This is a genomic window from Ralstonia insidiosa (assembly GCF_008801405.1).
GTDB classification, from domain to species: Bacteria; Pseudomonadota; Gammaproteobacteria; order Burkholderiales; family Burkholderiaceae; genus Ralstonia; species Ralstonia insidiosa.
This window is the reverse complement of sequence record NZ_VZPV01000001.1, coordinates 909825-927612: the sequence shown is the minus strand read 5'-3', so window position 1 is coordinate 927612 and position 17788 is coordinate 909825. Positions and strand designations below refer to the sequence as shown.

At 64.0% G+C, this 17788-nt stretch carries 19 protein-coding genes; 14 read left to right on the top strand and 5 right to left on the bottom strand.

Annotated elements, in window-relative coordinates; genetic code table 11:
• Window positions 1-158: 158 nt before the first annotated feature.
• The 3 genes from F7R11_RS04565 to F7R11_RS04555 all read right to left on the bottom strand — a co-directional run bounded on the left by F7R11_RS04565 (window position 159) and on the right by F7R11_RS04555 (window position 3203).
• Window positions 159-1832, bottom strand: coding sequence for a Na/Pi cotransporter family protein (locus F7R11_RS04565; protein ID WP_064801499.1), 1674 nt, complete (start codon window positions 1830-1832; stop codon window positions 159-161).
• A gap of 15 nt (window positions 1833-1847) precedes the next feature.
• Window positions 1848-2468, bottom strand: coding sequence for a LysE family translocator (locus F7R11_RS04560; protein ID WP_021196412.1), 621 nt, complete (start codon window positions 2466-2468; stop codon window positions 1848-1850).
• 126 nt (window positions 2469-2594) lie between these two features.
• Window positions 2595-3203, bottom strand: coding sequence for an adenine phosphoribosyltransferase (locus F7R11_RS04555; RefSeq protein ID WP_064801497.1), 609 nt, complete (start codon window positions 3201-3203; stop codon window positions 2595-2597).
• Between the two features lie 108 nt (window positions 3204-3311).
• Here F7R11_RS04555 and F7R11_RS04550 point away from each other — a divergent pair, with 108 nt between their 5' ends.
• A complete protein-coding gene (locus tag F7R11_RS04550) occupies window positions 3312-3890 on the top strand; it encodes a DJ-1/PfpI family protein (protein ID WP_064801495.1) in 579 nt (192 codons plus the stop codon).
• A gap of 43 nt (window positions 3891-3933) precedes the next feature.
• Complete coding sequence (locus F7R11_RS04545) at window positions 3934-4338, top strand: ribbon-helix-helix domain-containing protein (RefSeq protein WP_064801493.1); 405 nt, start codon at window positions 3934-3936, stop codon at window positions 4336-4338.
• 10 nt (window positions 4339-4348) lie between these two features.
• Here F7R11_RS04545 and F7R11_RS04540 read toward each other — a convergent pair whose 3' ends face one another.
• Window positions 4349-6328, bottom strand: coding sequence for a monovalent cation:proton antiporter family protein (locus tag F7R11_RS04540; protein WP_021196408.1), 1980 nt, complete (start codon window positions 6326-6328; stop codon window positions 4349-4351).
• Window positions 6329-6661: 333 nt separating this feature from the next.
• On the opposite strand from F7R11_RS04540, the gene F7R11_RS04535 reads away from it, so the two are divergent.
• The 12 genes from F7R11_RS04535 to F7R11_RS04480 all read left to right on the top strand — a co-directional run bounded on the left by F7R11_RS04535 (window position 6662) and on the right by F7R11_RS04480 (window position 16565).
• Window positions 6662-7645: a KpsF/GutQ family sugar-phosphate isomerase gene (locus F7R11_RS04535; protein WP_064806139.1), complete on the top strand. Its 984-nt coding sequence runs from the start codon at window positions 6662-6664 to the stop codon at window positions 7643-7645.
• A 16-nt stretch (window positions 7646-7661) separates the two neighbouring features.
• Complete coding sequence (locus F7R11_RS04530) at window positions 7662-8273, top strand: KdsC family phosphatase (RefSeq protein ID WP_064801491.1); 612 nt, start codon at window positions 7662-7664, stop codon at window positions 8271-8273.
• 4 nt (window positions 8274-8277) lie between these two features.
• Complete coding sequence (gene lptC / locus F7R11_RS04525) at window positions 8278-8910, top strand: LPS export ABC transporter periplasmic protein LptC (RefSeq protein ID WP_064801489.1); 633 nt, start codon at window positions 8278-8280, stop codon at window positions 8908-8910.
• A gap of 73 nt (window positions 8911-8983) precedes the next feature.
• The gene (gene lptA / locus F7R11_RS04520) at window positions 8984-9565 is read left to right on the top strand and encodes a lipopolysaccharide transport periplasmic protein LptA (protein WP_064801482.1); all 582 of its coding nucleotides are present in this window, start codon (window positions 8984-8986) and stop codon (window positions 9563-9565) included.
• 28 nt (window positions 9566-9593) lie between these two features.
• Window positions 9594-10382, top strand: a complete 789-nt coding sequence (lptB, locus tag F7R11_RS04515) for an LPS export ABC transporter ATP-binding protein (RefSeq protein WP_021196403.1) — start codon at window positions 9594-9596, stop codon at window positions 10380-10382.
• A gap of 131 nt (window positions 10383-10513) precedes the next feature.
• The gene (locus tag F7R11_RS04510) at window positions 10514-12022 is read left to right on the top strand and encodes an RNA polymerase factor sigma-54 (protein ID WP_064801480.1); all 1509 of its coding nucleotides are present in this window, start codon (window positions 10514-10516) and stop codon (window positions 12020-12022) included.
• Between the two features lie 51 nt (window positions 12023-12073).
• Window positions 12074-12427 carry a ribosome hibernation-promoting factor, HPF/YfiA family gene (gene hpf, locus F7R11_RS04505; RefSeq protein WP_021196401.1) on the top strand — a complete coding sequence of 118 codons (354 nt, stop codon included), beginning with the start codon at window positions 12074-12076 and terminating at the stop codon, window positions 12425-12427.
• Window positions 12428-12773: 346 nt separating this feature from the next.
• Entirely contained in the window at window positions 12774-13229 is a 456-nt protein-coding gene (gene ptsN, locus F7R11_RS04500; protein ID WP_021196400.1) for a PTS IIA-like nitrogen regulatory protein PtsN, read from the top strand.
• A 73-nt stretch (window positions 13230-13302) separates the two neighbouring features.
• Window positions 13303-14277 carry an HPr(Ser) kinase/phosphatase gene (hprK, locus tag F7R11_RS04495; RefSeq protein ID WP_021196399.1) on the top strand — a complete coding sequence of 325 codons (975 nt, stop codon included), beginning with the start codon at window positions 13303-13305 and terminating at the stop codon, window positions 14275-14277.
• Between the two features lie 186 nt (window positions 14278-14463).
• Entirely contained in the window at window positions 14464-14817 is a 354-nt protein-coding gene (locus F7R11_RS04490) for a PsiF family protein (protein WP_049285390.1), read from the top strand.
• A 93-nt stretch (window positions 14818-14910) separates the two neighbouring features.
• A complete protein-coding gene (rapZ, locus tag F7R11_RS04485) occupies window positions 14911-15813 on the top strand; it encodes an RNase adapter RapZ (protein ID WP_021196397.1) in 903 nt (300 codons plus the stop codon).
• 98 nt (window positions 15814-15911) lie between these two features.
• A complete protein-coding gene (locus tag F7R11_RS04480; protein ID WP_031329820.1) occupies window positions 15912-16565 on the top strand; it encodes an LON peptidase substrate-binding domain-containing protein in 654 nt (217 codons plus the stop codon).
• A 23-nt stretch (window positions 16566-16588) separates the two neighbouring features.
• On the opposite strand, the gene mutY is transcribed toward F7R11_RS04480, so the two are convergent.
• Window positions 16589-17737, bottom strand: coding sequence for an A/G-specific adenine glycosylase (gene mutY / locus F7R11_RS04475; RefSeq protein ID WP_064801478.1), 1149 nt, complete (start codon window positions 17735-17737; stop codon window positions 16589-16591).
• Window positions 17738-17788: the final 51 nt, after the last annotated feature.

The window sequence follows — 17788 nt, the reverse complement described above, 5'->3', positions numbered from 1 at the left end:
GTCAAAGGCGCGCCGGAGAATGTAGCCAAGAGCAAGGCCAGCTTTGCCGGCAACGACCTCGCATCGCTGCTCACGCACAAGCAAAAGCAAGCCGGGCGGCACGCGCCCAAGAAAAAAGCGCAGCTTCGGCTGCGCTTTGTCGTTGGTGAATCGGCAGGCTAGTGCCCGGCGGCGGCTTCCGGTTCAACCTCGTCGGTGTCCTTCATGCGGCTGCGGTTCAGGGCGCCTGCCTCATCCAGCACCGGGTACGCCGCCGCACAGAACAGCGAGTTCAACCGCTTGAAGTCACTGATGATGTCCAGATGCAGCGAGCTGGTTTCGATACTCTCGGCGGTCTGTTCCGACACGCGCGCCAGGTGGCTGCGCGCATAGCGCTTCTCCAGATCGCGGAAGTGCACCTTCTGCAACATCAGCCGCTGGGCGCTCGGCAGATCGCCCGTCAGGAATACCGACATCGACAACTTCAGGTTGGCGACCAGTTGCGTGTGCATATTTTCCAACTCCTGCAAGCCGGCCTCGGAAAAGGTCAGCTTGTGCGCGATCTTCTTCTCGCGCACGTCCTGCAGCAGACGGTCGATGATGTCGCCGGCGTGCTCCAGGTTGATGGTGAGGGAGATGATGTCGGTCCAGCGCTTGCCATCGCGGTCGTCCAGTGCCTCGTGGCTGAGCTGGGTGAGGTAGAACTTGACGCCCGAGTAGAGCGCGTCGACCTCGTCGTCGACGGCGCGTGTGGTCTGCAGCAGACGCACGTCGTCGGTCTTGAGCACGCGCAGCGTGTTCTCCAGCATCTGCTCGACGCGGTCGCCAATGCGCAGCACCTCGCGCGAGGCATTGCCCAGCGCCAGCGTGGGCGTGGCCAGCGCCGACGGGTCCAGATAGCGCGGCGCGACAAGCTCGTCCAGGTGCCGACCACCCGGCAGGATGCGCGTGCACAGGCGGGCCATCTGATCAGTGAAACCGATCAGCAGCGCGGCCAGCGCGACGTTGAACAACACGTGAAACGCAACCACCACGTGCTGCAACGCCACCCCAACATGCGGCGCCAGCTCGGCCAGCTTACCCAGGAACGGCAACACCAGCGCAGCACCGAGCACGCGCGAGAGCAGATTGCCCAGCGTGGCACGGCGCGCAGCCTGGCTGGATGCCGGTGTGGTCGCCAATGCAGCGATGGCGCTGCCGATGTTGGCCCCCAGCACAATCGCAAAAGCCACCTTGACCGACACCGCCGCAGACGTCGCCAGCGTGGCGCAGAACAGCACCACCGCCAGGCTCGAATAGCACAGCAGCGTCAGCACCGCGCCGATCAGCATGTTCAGGCCCGTATCGGCGGAGATGGAACTGAGCAGCACGCGCAGCGCATTGGCCTCGACCATTGGGCTGGCCGCCACCGCAATCAGCTCCAGCGCCAGCATGATCAGCCCCAGGCCGATCAGCACACGCCCAAAGTGCCCGACCGGGCTGCCCTTGCGCGACAGATGCAGGATCACGCCAAAGAAGATCAGCAGCGGTGAGAGCCACGACAGGTTCAGCGCAAACACCTGCGCCATCAGCGCCGTGCCGACGTTGGCCCCCAGCAAGATGGCCAGCGCCGACGACACCCCCATCAAACCCTGCGCAACAAACGCCCCGACGATGGTGGCCGTTGCGTTACTGCTCTGCACCAGGCATGTCACGCCAATACCGGCCAGCAGCGCTGAGAACCGGTTCGACACGCTGCGCGACAGCAGCCGGCGCAAGTCCGCGCCATACAGGCGCAGCATGCCGACCTTGACGGTCTGCGTGCCCCAGACCAGCAGGGCCACACCCGAGAGCAGTTTGAGCAGCGTGTACATCAGTTTCCGTTGCGCTTACTTGGTCAGCGCAACGCGCAGCCCCAACCCGATGAAGATGCAACCGCTCACGCGATCGAGCCACAACGATGCGCGCGGCGTGCGGCGCATCCAGCCGCCCAGTGCGGCCGCGCACCAGCCATACAGGCTGAACACGACGATGGTCTGTGCCATGAACACGCCGCCCAGCAGCAGCATCTGCAGCGCCGCATGCCCGGCCTGCGCATCAACGAACTGCGGCAGGAACACCACGAAGAACAGCGTCACCTTCGGGTTGAGCAGGTTGGCGAACACACTTTGGCGAAACACCTGCCACAGGTCTGGCGCCGCTTGCAGCCCACCATTGTTCAAGCCGACACCGCCCTTGCTGCGCAGCGCCTGCACACCCAGCCAGATCAGGTAGGCCGCGCCCAGCCAGCGGATCGCCTGGAACGCCACGGGCGAGGATTGCAACACCGCCGCCAGCCCCAGCGCCGCAAGCGTCGTGTGGAACAGGCAACCCGACGCAAACCCGGCCGCTGCCGCCAACCCGGCCTTGCGGCCCTGGCTCGCACCACGTGCGATCACCTGCAGGTTGTCCGGCCCCGGCATCACCGTAATGGCAATCGAGGTCAGCAGAAACAGCAGCACATGGGGCATCGGCGCCTCCTGGCAGTGGAAGAAAAAACGGAAGCGACCATGCTACCGCGCACGGTCACAAAGTGTCATATTTTTGTCACATGAGCGTATGCGGTGAATGCATCGCTCGCGGGCTGTCCGGCTACGTCAATGGCCGTCGAAATGACAGACCGTGAACAGCGGCAACCCACCTTCGATCAGCAAGCGCGAGCCGCCCAGTTCGGGCAGATCGACAATCGCCGCGCCCTCCACCACCGTCGCACCCAGACGCTCCAGCAAGCGCTTGCCGGCCATCATGGTGCCGCCGGTGGCGATCAGGTCGTCGATCAGCAGCACGCGGTCGCCCGGCTTGCAGGCATCGGAATGAATTTCCACCGTCGCGCTGCCGTATTCGAGCTGGTACTCCTCCGCCACCGTGGTGAACGGCAGCTTGCCCTTCTTGCGGATCGGCACGAAGCCCAGGTTCAGCTCATACGCCACGATCGAGCCGAGGATGAACCCGCGCGCGTCGATGCCCGCCACCAAGTTCAGCCCCTGCCCCATGTAGCGATGGATAAACACATCCACCAGCACGCGCAGGCTCTTCGGGTCCTGCAGCAGCGGAGTGATATCGCGAAACATCACCCCCGGCTGTGGCCAGTCCGGCACGGTGCGGATGCGCTCGCGCAGGTAGCGCGTCACGTCGCCCAGCTCGGTGGACGCAGGCACGGACGACGGCGTGAGCAAAGCCGCCTGATGGTGAGGAACGTTGGTCATGACAGGAATGGGAAAAGACGATTTGCGCGGACTGTGGTAACCGGCTACCACCCACGGCAGACGGTGCGTCACCACAATGGGCAGACCGCAACCATACAGGAGACAACCGTGGCGAAGAAGATTCTGATGCTGGTGGGCGACTATGTCGAAGACTACGAAGTGATGGTGCCCTTCCAGGCCCTGCAGATGGTCGGTCACACGGTGCATGCGGTCTGCCCGGACAAGAAGGCTGGCGACTCCGTTGCCACCGCCGTGCACGATTTCGAAGGCGCGCAAACCTACTCCGAAAAGCCCGGCCATCGTTTTGCCCTCAACGCTGCCTTTGCCGATATCGATCCGGCGGCCTATGACGCACTCGTCGTGCCCGGTGGCCGCGCGCCCGAATACCTGCGCCTGAACGCCCGCGTGCTTGAGATCGTGCGCCACTTCGCCCGCGCCGATAAACCCATCGCGGCCATCTGCCACGGGGCGCAACTACTGTCGGCGGCGGGCGTGCTGGAAGGCAAAGCGTGTTCAGCCTACCCGGCATGTGGCCCGGAAGTCACGGCGGCGGGCGGCACCTTCCAGGACATCCCCGTCGACCAGGCCTACACCGATGGCAAGCTCGTGACAGCACCCGCCTGGCCGGCGCATCCCGCGTGGCTTGCGCAGTTTCTTGAAGTCCTGGGGACACGGGTTCTACACTGATGCGGTTGCCCGCACGCCGGGCACCTGACGAGGAGCCCCGGCCATGTGCGAAATCTTCATCCGCGCCAATCCCCATTCGTACGACACCCTCGCCCGCTCGCTACGCCTGCATGGCGTGGCGACCAGCGTGCGACTGGAGTGCCTGTTCTGGGAGGTGCTGGAAGAAATCGGTCAGCGCGATGGCCTGACGGTCAGTCAGCTCATCAGCAAGCTGTATGACGAGTTGCTGGAGCATCGGGGCGAGGTGGCCAACTTTGCCTCGTTCCTGCGCGTCTGCTGCCTGCGCTATCTGATGCTGCAGCAGGGTGGGCGCATTCCGGCCGATACGCGCGTATCGATCCGCTCGCTGGATGCCGCTGCTGTGCTGGCGGGCTTGCCGCCAAGCTTGGCCGACAGCCCACCACCGCGTCGTTCACGCGGGCCGCTACTTGAAGCGCTGGCCAAGTAGCGCGGCCGGCTCAACGCGGCGAGAGCCGCTCCTCTGCCATCTGCAGCCCCTCGGGGGTGCCGCGCAGCACGACGATATCGCCCAGCTCCAGCACCGTATCCGGGTCCGGATCGAGCGCGCGGATACCCTGGCGCCGAATCGCCGTCACCGAGGTCTTGAAAGTCTCCAGCCCCATCGTACCGAGCTTGCGGCCGATGGCGGGTGAACCTTTGGTCAGCGGCACCGAGTGCAGGCGCACAGCATCGCGCTCCAGCATGTCTTCTTCATCGTCCTGGCCGTGGAAGTAGCCGCGCAGCAGGCTGTAGCGCGCGTCACGGGTCTCCTGCACGCGGCGCACCACGCGGCGCAATGGCACACCCAGCAGCACCAGCGCGTGCGAGGCCAGCATCAGGCTGCCCTCAATGATCTCGGGCACGACCTCGGTGGCACCGGCCTGCTGCAGGCGGTCCAGATCAGCATCGTCAATCGTGCGGACGATCACAGGCAGGGTCGGCTCCAGCGCCTGCACGTGGTGCAGCACCTTCAGCGCCGAGGCCGTATCCGCATACGTAATGGCCACTGCCGCCGCGCGGTGGATACCCGCCGCCACCAGCGATTCACGCCGCGCTGCATCCCCATAGACCACGTGCTCGCCCGCCGCCGCGGCATCCCGCACGCGATCCGGGTCCAGGTCGAGCGCCATATAGCCGATCTCTTCCTGCTCCAGCATGTGCGCCAGGTTCTGGCCACTGCGCCCGTAACCGCAGATGATGACGTGGCGCTCGGTGGCGATGCTCTGTGCGGCGATCTTGGTCATCGCCAGCGATTGCAGCAGCCAATCCGTACGCGAGAACCGCATGGCGATCACGTCGCTGTACTGGATCAGGAACGGTGCAATCAGCATCGATAGCAGCATCGCCGCCAGAATCGCCTGGCTGAGCAGCGGGTCGATCAAGTGCATGCCGTCGATCTGGTTGAGCAGCACGAAACCGAATTCACCGGCCTGCGCCAGCCCCAGCGCCGTGCGGATCGCCGCGCCGCCGCCCGAGCCAAAGCCGCGCGCAAGAAACGCGATCAGCACAAACTTGAACAGCACCGGCCCGGCCACCAGCACCAGCACCAGCGCCCAGTGCTCAACCACCACGCGCGGGTCCAGCAGCATGCCCACGGTCACGAAGAACAAGCCCAGCAGCACATCGCGAAACGGCTTGATGTCCTCTTCCACCTGCAGCTTGTAGGGCGTTTCCGACACCAGCATGCCGGCCAGGAACGCGCCCAGCGCCATCGACAGGCCCAATCGCTCGGTCAACGCTGCCATGCCCAGCGTCACCAGCAGCAGGTTCAGCATGAACAGCTCCTGCGAGCGGCGCGCCGCCACCAGGTGGAACCAGCGCGAGAGCAGCTTCTGCCCCAGGAACAAGATCAACACCAGCGCAACAGTGATCTTCACGGCGGCAACGGACAGCGCCAGCACGAGGTCCGTCGGGTTCTTGCCCAGCGACGGCACCACGATCAGCAACAGCACCACCGCCAGATCCTGGAACAGCAGCACGCTGATGATGTTGCGGCCGTGCTCGGTTTCAAGCTGCAGGCGCTCGGCCAGCATCTTCGAGACAATGGCTGTGGACGACATCGCCAATGCACCGCCCAGCGCCAGACCCGCCTGCCACGACAGCGGATACCAGTGCGACAGCAGCATGGTGATCGGCACTGTCAGCAGCATGGTCAGCGCCACCTGCGACGCGCCCAGCCCAAACACCTGCCGCCGCATCGAGCGCAGCTTGGAGAGGTTGAACTCCAGCCCGATCGAGAACATCAGAAACACCACGCCAAACTCGGCGAGGTAGCGCGTCTGCGCAGAATCGGACTCCAGCCCCGTCGCCTTCGGTCCGATCAGCACGCCCACCACCAGGTAGGCCAGCATGGGCGGCAACTGCAGCATGCGGAACAACACCACGCCGATCACGGCGGCGGCCAACAGCACGAGAGTGAGTTCCAGCGGCGAATGCATGCAGCTCGAAAAACCAGGCGAAAGGGGTTGGACAGGGTGGACAGCACCGGCGCATCAGGACGGTGCACACGGCAAACATGCCGCAGGCAGCACACAGCGCGTTGCAAGACCGATGCCAGGGTATAAACGAAGAACGCGATACGCGGGACGCCGCAGAGCAAAAAATGACGGCGTGGCGACGGGAAGAAAAGTGATTTGAAAGAGTATTGCCGCGGTGCAGCAAAACGAAGCGCCCGTACGCTCCGCAACTCCCCGCAAGCCGAGCCCCAATCCGTGCCAAACCAAGCAGCAAGCGGCCGGGACCCGTGTCAATCGTTGTTATACTTCGCCGCCATGATAGCGAATTTCAACCCAGATCGAGCGCTTGCGCTGGCGCAGCAGACCTTCGACATCGAAGCGCAAGCCGTACTCGGTCTTAAATCCCAGGTGTCCGCCGACTTTGCGCGCGCGGTCGAGATGGTGCTCGGCTGCACGGGGCGCGTGGTCGTCTCGGGCATGGGCAAATCCGGTCACATTGCGCGCAAGATCGCGGCCACGCTGGCCTCGACCGGCACGCCGGCCTTCTTCGTGCACCCGGCTGAAGCCAGCCACGGCGACCTCGGCATGGTCACGCGCGACGACGTCTTCATCGGTTTCTCCAATTCCGGTGAGGTGTCGGAGCTGAACGCCATCCTGCCGCTCGTCAAGCGGCTGGGCGCCAAGCTGATCGCCGTGACGGGCAACCCGGAATCCTCCCTCGGCAAGCATGCCGATGTCGTGCTGAATTCACACGTCGACGTCGAAGCCTGCCCGCTGAACCTGGCGCCGACCGCCAGCACTACCGCCCAGATCGCACTGGGCGACGCGCTGGCCGTGGCCGTGCTCGATGCGCGCGGCTTTGGCGCCGAAGACTTCGCCCGCTCGCACCCGGGCGGCTCGCTCGGCCGCAAGCTGCTGACCCACGTGCGTGACGTCATGCGCGCCGGCGATGCCGTGCCGCGCGTGCAGGAAGACACGCCGCTGTCGCAAGCGCTGATGGAAATCACCCGCAAGGGCATGGCGATGACCGCCGTGGTTGACGCTGACGGCCACGCCGTGGGCGTCTTCACCGACGGCGACCTGCGCCGCCTGCTGGAAACGCCGCGTGACTGGCGCACCGTACCAATGGCCGAAGTCATGCACCGCAACCCGCGCTCGGTCGGCCCCGACCAGCTCGCGGTCGAGGCCGTCGAGGTCATGGAAACGCATCGCATCAACCAGCTGCTGGTGGTCGATGCCGCCGGCGTGCTGGTCGGTGCCCTGCACATCCACGACCTGACACGCGCCAAGGTCATCTAAGCCTGACACTTTGCTGATGTCCGCCCCGGCAGAATCCCCCGTCCACAGCAACATCGACGCACGCTTTCCGCAAGCGATGGAACGCGCCGCCCGTGTGCGCCTGATGATTTTCGACGTGGATGGCGTGCTGACCGACGGCCGCCTGCTGGTCGGCCCCGAGGGCGAGATCAGCAAGGCCTTCGACACACTCGATGGCCACGGCATCAAGCTGCTGGCCCAGGCGGGCATCACGTCTGCCATCATCACCGGCCGGCATTCCGAGATCGTCGCCTGGCGTGCCGGGGAACTCGGCATCGAACACCTGTACCAAGGCGTAGCCGACAAGCGCGAGGCATTTGCCCACCTGCTGGCTGCCACCGAACTGCAACCGCAGGATGCAGGCTACATGGGTGACGACTGGCCAGACCTGCCAGTGATGGCGCTGGTGGGCTTTGCCGCCTGCCCCGCCCAGGCCCACGCTGAACTGCGCAACCGCGCCCACTATGTCGCCCAGGCGACTGGCGGCCGTGGCGCCGTGCGCGAAGTGGCCGACCTGATCCTCAAGGCCCAGGGCGCCTACGACAACCTGCTCGCCCAAATGTTGGAAACCCCGCTGCACCCCCCATTGCAGGTCCCGCAAACTTTCTGACCCCATGGCCAGCGAACGCTCCCAACACCTCGTCTCCACCGTGCTGCAGATCATGCTGCGCGGGCTGCCGATCCTGCTGATGGCGATCGTCTGCGGTGTCACGTTCCTGCTGGTGCAGGTCAACACGCCGCAAACCGACGAAACCGCCAACCAGCCCAAGCGCCACGTTGCCGACTACATGATGGACGGCGTCTCGGCCACCGCGCTGGACGAGAAAGGCGTGACCAAATATCGCTTCACCGGCGTCCACATGAACCATTACGAGGACGACCTGACCTACGACGTCACCTTTCCGGCACTGCGCGTATACGCGCCCGACCGCCCGCAGGTGACCGCCCGCGCCGATCTGGGCAAGATGAACGGCGAAGGCACCATCATTGATCTGTACAACAACGCCAAGGTCGTCCGCGCGCAAGGCCCTGACCCGCACCAAGACCCGCTGATGACCGCCGACTCGACCTACTTCCAGGTACTGCTTAACGACGACGTCGTGCGCACCGACAAGCCGGTCGAACTGCACCGTGGGCCATCGATCATGAACGCCAACGGCCTCACCTTCAACAACGTGACGCGCCAAGTACAATTGCTGGGCAATGTGCGCGGCCGGATCGAAGGGCTGGGGACGCCGAAGCAGTAGACAGTAGACTGCGTCCACCCCCGCCCCTGACCACGCCCATCGACCGCGCTATTCTCTGTCTGACTTGATCTCCATGACCGACTCTCTCCGTGCCGCCGGCCTTGCCATCGCTGCTGCGCTGCTGCTCCCGGCCCTGCCCGCACATGCCGAGCGCGCCGACCGCGACAAGCCGCTGGTACTCGAAGCCGACAACGCCAGCTACGACGACTTGAAGCAGGTCTACCATCTGACCGGTAACGTTGTGCTGACCAAGGGCACCATGGTGCTGCGCTCCGACGAGGCCGATCTGCGCACCGACCCGGAGGGCTACAACTACGCCATCGCCACCTCCAAGCCCGGCAATCTGGCCTTCATCCGCCAGAAGCGCGACAACGTCGACGAATACATCCAGGGCTGGGGCGAGCGCATCGAGTACGACGGCAAGCAAGAGATCTCCAAGCTGATCACCCGCGCGCGCATGGAGCGCCTGCAGGGTGCCACGCAGCTCGATGAGATCCGCGGCGCCGTGATCACGTATGACGGCCAGAAGGAGTTCTACACGGCCTCGGGCGGCCCGGAGAACACGACCGCCGCCAATCCCTCGGGCCGCGTGCGTGCCGTTCTTGCACCGCGTACCGGCACGCCGGGCACGCCCGCACCTGCCACCAAGCCCTGATCCGCACGCCTGTCTTTCCGTATCGTCTATGTCCGCAACTACCCTCGCCCCCAAGACCGTCGCTCCGCAGGCCACGACCTCCAGCACGCTGGTCGTACGCCATCTGAAGAAGCGTTACGGCACGCGCACGGTGGTCAAGGACGTATCGCTCGACGTGAAGAGCGGTGAAGTGGTCGGCCTGCTCGGCCCCAACGGCGCGGGCAAGACCACGTCGTTCTACATGATCGTGGGCCTCGTGGCGCTGGACGCCGGTGACATCGTGCTCGACGGCGAGCACATCAGCCGCCTGCCGATCCACCAGCGCGCGCGCATGGGCCTGTCGTACCTGCCGCAGGAAGCCTCGGTGTTCCGCAAGCTCAACGTGCAGGAGAACATCCGCGCCGTGCTCGAGCTGCAAGAGCAGGACGGCAAGAAGCTCTCGCAAGACGAGGTCAACCGCCGCCTCGACGGCCTGCTCGACGACCTGCAGATTGCCCACCTGCGCGATAACCCCGCGCTGTCGCTTTCGGGCGGTGAACGCCGTCGTGTGGAAATTGCCCGGGCACTGGCCTCGTCGCCGCGCTTCATCCTGCTCGATGAACCGTTTGCCGGCGTGGACCCGATCGCTGTGGGCGAAATTCAGCGCATCGTCAGCTTCCTGAAAAACCGCAACATCGGCGTGCTGATCACCGATCACAACGTGCGCGAAACCCTGGGCATCTGCGATCACGCTTACATCATCAGCGAAGGCTCGGTGCTCGCCGCCGGAAGCCCTGCGCAGATCATCGAAAACGAGGATGTGCGCAAGGTCTATCTGGGCGATAACTTCCGGATGTAAGCCACCGATTGATCGCACACGGCGCTTACGTCGTAAGGACGTGCGAATGGACGTGCGAATGGACGTGGTAAGGGCGCACCTTAAAGCAAAATCCGTTCCATCGACTGACTGTTGGGCATAGAATAGCCCGCATGAAACAGTCGCTCCAGCTCCGCCTCTCTCAGCATCTTGCGCTCACGCCGCAGTTGCAGCAGTCCATCCGGCTGCTGCAGTTATCGACCATCGAACTGCAGCAGGAAGTTGAACAGGCACTGACCGAAAACCCGCTGCTGGAGCGGGAAAACGAGTGGCTCGACACCTCCGCGCGCATTGGCGCGGACGGCTCCGTCAACGCGCTGCAGAACAACAACGCCACGCCGCTGCCCACCGAATCGCCGCCGCCTTCGCCCAACGGGGCGGACAGTTCCGACACCCCCGACAACAGCTACGACGGCCACGACAGCGGCGCCGATTTCGACAGCGATTACGGCTCAGACCGCTCCGACTGGAGCCTCGACGACTTCGCCCGCAAGCCGCAATCGGATGAAGACGATCGCGCCCCGCTGCAGTTGCGCGAAGCCGAACAAAGCCTGCGCGAATTCCTCATGGAACAGCTCGCGCCGCTCAAGCTGTCGATGCGCGACAAGGGCCTCGTCATCTTCCTGATCGAATCGCTCGACGATGAGGGCTATCTCTCCGCTACGCTCGACGAAGTCCTCACCGACCTGCCCGCCGAACTCGAAGTCGAACTCGATGAGCTGCAGGCCGCGCTGCGCATGCTGCAGAGTTTCGATCCACCGGGCGTCGGTGCACGCTCGGCAGCCGAATGCCTGTCGCTGCAGTTGCATCGACTTGATTCACCGGCGAAGGCGCTTGCGCTCATCATCGTCAACCAGCATCTCGAACTGCTTGCCGCACGCGACTACACGCGACTGAAGAAGGCGCTGTCCGTCGATGAACCCGCGCTGAAGGCAGCGCATGAACTGATCCGTTCGTTGGCGCCGTTCCCCGGACACGCTTTCGGTCGGGCAGAAGCCGACTTCGTGGTGCCCGACGTCGTCGTGCGCAAGACCAGTGCTGGCTGGATGGCACAACTCAATCCGGACGTCATGCCGCGCCTGCGCATCAACGACATGTACGCGCAAATTCTGCGCAGCAGTCGTGGGGAAACCGGTGCCGCCAATCTGCAGCAGAAACTGCAGGAAGCTCGTTGGCTGATCAAGAACATTCAGCAGCGCTTCGACACGATCCTGCGTGTTTCGCAAGCTATTGTCGAACGTCAAAAGAGCTTTTTCACGCACGGCGAAATCGCCATGCGCCCCTTGGTTTTGCGGGAAATAGCTGATACGCTGGGCCTACACGAGTCCACGATCTCCCGTGTGACGACCAACAAGTACATGGCAACGCCCATGGGGACGTTTGAGCTGAAGTACTTCTTCGGCAGCCATGTATCGACGGAAACCGGCGGGGCCGCGTCATCCACTGCGATACGCGCGCTCATCAAGCAACTTGTAGGAGCCGAAGACCCGAAGAATCCTCTGTCCGATAGCAGAATTGCCGAGCTGTTAGGTGAACAAGGATTCGTGGTGGCCCGTCGGACGGTGGCCAAATACCGCGAAGCCCTCAAGATTCCTGCAGTGAATCTGCGCAAGTCTTTATAGCCGCATCGCGGGCAATTCCGGTGCGGCCCATCCGTGAGAAGGAGAACCGCTATGAACTTCAAACTCAGTGGACACCACCTGGACATCACGCCGCCGTTGCGTGAATACGTGGAAACGAAACTGGAGCGTGTGATCAGGCACTTCGATCAGGTGATTGGCGTCAGCGTGTTGCTATCGGTCGATAACCACAAGGAGAAGAACCGTCGCCAGTACGCGGAAATCAACCTGCACCTCAAGGGTAAAGACGTCTTCGTCGAGTCACACCATGAAGATCTTTATGCGGCCATCGACCTCTTGGTCGACAAGCTGGATAGGCAGGTCATCAAGTACAAGGATCGTGTGCAAGGACATGACCGCGACAGCGTAAAGCACCAGGCCCTCCAGGCCGTGCAGATGCAGCAATAGCAGCCCGCACCGCAAAAGACCGCGCCCTCAGATGGCGCGGTTTTTTTATGCCGTGGTGCATTCCTGACGAATCCGATTGCATCCGAATTAAGTCGGGCTAAAATCTGACGAAAGTATGAATGCTGGGCGTGGCGTGGGTTTTGCCGCCATGCTGGCAACAACAGGGTCGATGCTCAGGCGCAATTTGCCCGCACCGACTGAATCGCAGCCTTGGGGGATTCGCCTTCTGTCCTGCGCGGCACACCGCTGGTGCGCCGCACAATGCCGCGCGGCACGTGGTCTATAATGACCCGATTGTCCGCGCCATCTTGGTGCAGAAGGACGCCGCTCATTTCACGCATTGCACATGAATCGCTTGGCCAAACTGCTGCCGCCCGGGAACATTGCCCTCGACGTCAGCGTAACCAGCAAAAAGCGGGTCTTTGAACAGGCCGGTCTGCTGTTCGAGAACAATCACGGCGTCGCCCGCGCGGTCGTCACTGACAACCTGTTCGCGCGCGAATCGCTCGGCTCCACTGGCCTGGGTGCCGGCGTGGCCATCCCGCACGGCCGTATCAAGGGGCTAAAGCAGCCTCTGGCAGCGTTCATGCGCCTGGCCGAGCCGGTGCCGTTCGAGTCGCCCGACGGCAAGCCGGTCTCGCTGTTGATCTTCCTGCTGGTGCCAGAACAGGCCACCCAGCAGCATCTGGAGATCCTCTCTGAAATTGCCCAACTGCTGTCCGACCGCGACATGCGCGAAGGCCTCGCCACCCTGCCGTCGCCCGAGGCGATTCACCAGCTACTGACCGACTGGCGGCCCTGAGCGCGGCGCAATCGGTGCAGCAACGCAACCGATTGCGAATGCGCACCGCCCAGCGGCATCACCGCGCCCTGCTATGGAACTGACTGGCGTCACCGCCCAATCGATCTTCGACGACAACGCAGCTGACCTGAAGCTGTCGTGGGTCGCCGGCCTGGAAGGCGCAGACCGCGCGTTCGATGTGGATTTCGCCAAGGAGGCCACGTCAGCGGCAGACCTGGTCGGGCACTTGAACCTCATCCACCCGAACCGCATCCAGGTGCTCGGTAAGCCCGAGATCACCTACTACCAGCGCCTGTCGGAAGAAAACCGCAAGCGCCAGATGGGTGAGCTGATCCTGCTGGAACCGCCCTTCCTGGTGGTGGCTGACGGCGTAGATCCGCCGCCCGATCTGGAACTGCGTTGCACGCGCTCGTCCACACCGCTGTTCACGTCGCCGATTTCATCAGCGGCCGTCATCGACCACCTGCGCCTGTACCTGTCGCGCATCTCGGCGCCGCGCGTGACGATGCACGGGGTGTTTCTCGACATTCTCGGCATGGGCGTGCTGATCATGGGCGACTCGGGCCTTGGCAAGAGCGAACTCGGCCTGGAGCTGATTTCGCGTGGTCACGGCCTCGTGGCCGACGACGCGGTCGACTTCGTGCGCCTGGGGCCGGATTTCATCGAGGGCCGCTGCCCGCCGCTGCTGCAAAACCTGCTGGAAGTGCGCGGCCTGGGCCTGCTCGACATCAAGACGATCTTCGGTGAGACGGCCGTGCGCCGGAAGATGAAGATCAAGCTGATCGTGCAGCTCGTGCGACGCAACGACGGCGAGTTCGAACGTCTGCCGCTGGATTCGCAATACCTCGATGTGCTCGGCCTGCCGATCCACATGGTAAAGATTCAGGTGGCGGCCGGCCGCAACTTGGCCGTGCTGGTCGAGGCCGCCGTGCGCAACACCATCCTGCGCCTGCGCGGCATCGACACGCTGCGCGACTTCATGGACCGCCAGCGCGCCGCCATGCAGGCTGAAGCGGCATCGCATTCGCCCCAGGGCCGGTTGCTTTAACAAAATCGTTACAAAGCTTCGCAATTCGAGGGGTTTTACCCTAGTTTTGTCGAGAAACGTCAACCCGACATGCCCCCGCCCCGTTGTGGAGGGGAATGCGCCGGGCACGCACGCGGCGGCGTTCATCGCGAGCGCGGCGGCTTGTCTCCGCCCGCTCTTCTGACGGTACCCAAGGAGAATACGACGATGAAACAACTGATTGCCGCTTGCGCCCTGGCGCTCCCGTTCCTGGCCGGCCAAGCGTTTGCCCAAGGTAGCGCGCCGGCGGCTGCCGCCCCGGCCGCACCCGCAGCCGCCGCCCCGGCAGCCAAGAATTCGCAGCAAGAGAAGATGGCTGCCTGCTCGAAGGCCAACAAGGGCAAGAAGGGCGCTGACTACAAGAAGGCCCAGAGCGATTGCCTGTCCGGCAAGACCGACGCTGCCCCGGCCGCCGCACCGATGACCCAGCAGGAAAAGATGGCTGCCTGCTCGAAGGCCAACAAGGGCAAGAAGGGCGACGAGTACAAGAACGCCCAGAAAGAGTGCCTCTCGAAGAGCTGAGCATCCGCTTAGAGCCACACCAGAAAGGCGACCCGGGCGGTCGCCTTTTTCTTTGGTCTCTGGTTTGCCACAGAGGGATGCTATCCTCGCGGCATGCGGATCATTCTCATCACCGGTATGTCGGGTTCAGGGAAATCGGTCGCCCTGAACGTGCTCGAAGACGCAGGCTACTACTGCGTCGACAACCTGCCTGCGCAGTTCATTCCCGAACTGGCGCGCTATCTGGCGGACCAGGGCTATACGCACCTGGGCGTGGCCACCGACATCCGCAGCCGCGAATCGCTGCGCAAGGTGCCCGAGACCATCACGACGCTGCGCAAGGAACACGACGTGCGCATGCTGTTCCTGACCGCCAGCACGAACGCATTGGTGCAGCGGTACTCAGAAACGCGCCGTCGCCACCCGCTGTCCATCCGCAACGGCCGCCCCGCATCTGCGCATGCGAACGCTGAGCCGCCGCAAGCGCCGAAAGATGCCGACACGTCGCTCATCGAAGCCATCGAGATGGAGCGCGAGTTGCTCAGCCCGCTGGCCGACCCTGCACATCGCATCGACACCAGCACGCTGCGCACCAACGCCCTGCGCGCGTACATCAAGGAATTCATCAGCGACGAACCGCACGACATCACGCTGATGTTCGAATCGTTCGGTTTCAAGCACGGCGTGCCGACAGATGCCGACCTCGTCTTCGACGTGCGCTCGCTGCCGAACCCGTACTACGACACACAGTTGCGCCCGCTGACCGGCCGCGACCAGCCCGTCATCGATTTCCTGCAAAGCCAGCCAATGGTGCTGGCGATGGCCGAAGACATCCGCGCGTACGTCGAAAAGTGGCTGCCGAGTTTCATTGCCGACAACCGCAGCTACCTGACGGTGGCGATCGGCTGCACGGGCGGCCAGCACCGCTCGGTGTATATCGCCGAGCGGCTCGCCACGTACTTCCGCGCGCATGGTAATGTGTTGGTCCGCCACCGCGAATTGGCCGTAGAGGGCTGAACCGCGCGCCATGCGCGCCGAGCCAGCCCCGCAGGATGTACGGATACGGCTTGCGCGGCGCCACGCGAAAGTCTTGCCGCCGTCCGCTCCACTCGCTCATGCAAGAAGACATCGCTCTCTCGCCGTTCTCACCGCTGCCGCCGCTGCCCACCGAGCTGTCGCTGTTTCCGCTACACACGGTGCTGTTTCCCGGCGGTCTTCTCCCGCTGCGTATTTTCGAAGCCCGCTACATGGATATGGTCCGCACCTGCCTGCGCGACCAGACCCCTTTCGGCGTCTGCCTGATCGAGCGCGGCAATGAAGTCGCCACGGCAGATGCGTCGACCGTGCCAGTGGACGTCGGCTGCATTGCCCACATCGTGGAATGCGATATGGAGCAACTGGGCCTGTTGATGATCAAGGTGCGCGGCACACAGCGCTTCAAGGTGCTGTCATTCGAGACTACGTCCAACGGTCTGATGCGCGGCACGGTAGAGCCCATCGGTGCCGACGTGCAGGACTGCAAGGGCGAGCTTTTCGATGATTGCGTGAACGCCCTGCGCCGCATCGTCACGACCTTGAGCACGCGCGAAGACGGCCACGTGCTGATGGCCGAGCCGTACGAGTGGAACAGCCCAAGCTGGGTCGCCAACCGGCTGTGTGAATTGCTGCCGGTGCCGCTCAAGGCCAAGCAGAAGCTGATGGAACTGATGGACGCCGGCATGCGCATCGAGATCGTCCATCGCTACATGAAGCAGCATCACATTCTCTGATGCTGCCGGAACCGGGCTCAGGCTTAGATCAGGCTCGGCTGCACCAACGTCTCCAGCGCCAGCTTCACGGGCGCAGGCAATCCCACCGAGTTCAATTGCGCAAGCGGCACCCAGCGCCAGTCATCGTCGAGCGCTACGGGCTGGGCAATGTCCACACGCAGCAGGTGCATGTGCAAGCGAAAATGGGTGAAGGTGTGCGTGAGCGCACCGGCGGTTTCCACGGCCGAGACCGTACCGTAGACCTGCGCAGCGTCGCGCACGACATCTACGTCCAACGGATGCGCGTCGAGCGCATCGTCCATCTCCCCCACCAGCGGCAACGACCACAGCCCGCCCCAGATGCCGCGCTGCGGGCGTCGCTGTAGCAGCACACGCTCACCGTGCAGGGCGATCACCATGGTGGCAGCACGCTCTGGAATCGCCTTGCGCGGACGCGGCACAGGCAGCGCCATCACGCGGTCGGTGCTGCGCGCCTCGCACAACGATTCAAGCGGACACGCGCGCTCGCCGGTCAGGCACGCGGGCTTGCCGCGCGTGCAGACGGTTGCGCCCAGATCCATCAAACCCTGCGTGTACGGCTGAATGCCTTCGGCCGATGGCAGCACGGCTTCGGCGATGCGCCACATGGTGTCTTCGACACGCTTGTCGCCAGGAAAACCGTCGATGCCGAACACCCGTGCGAAGACGCGCTTGACGTTGCCATCGAGAATGGCCGCGCGCACGCCATACGAAAACGCGGCGATGGCCGCGGCGGTCGAGCGCCCAATGCCCGGCAGCGATGCCAATACTTCGGGATCGCGCGGGAAGAGGCCGCCATGCTCGGCCACCACAATCTGTGCGCAACGATGCAGGTTGCGAGCGCGCGTGTAGTAGCCGAGGCCCGCCCATGCAGCCATCACGTCATCAGCCGGTGCGGCAGCCAGTGCCTGCACCGTCGGGAAACGTTCGATGAAGCGCGCGTAGTAGCCCAGCACGGCAGTCACCTGCGTCTGCTGCAGCATGATCTCCGATAGCCACGTCCGATATGCGTCGCCGGTGTTCTGCCACGGCAGATGATGGCGGCCATGACGCTGCTGCCAGGCGATCACGCGTACGGCAAAATCGTCAGGGAGCGAGGGCAAGGCGGGAGCAGGTTGCGCGGGTCGGCGGGTGCGGCGTGGGGTGGCGGTCATGCGTGTGATGAAGAAGCGGTGCGCGAAAAGCGCACGCTGGCGGCGATCCTA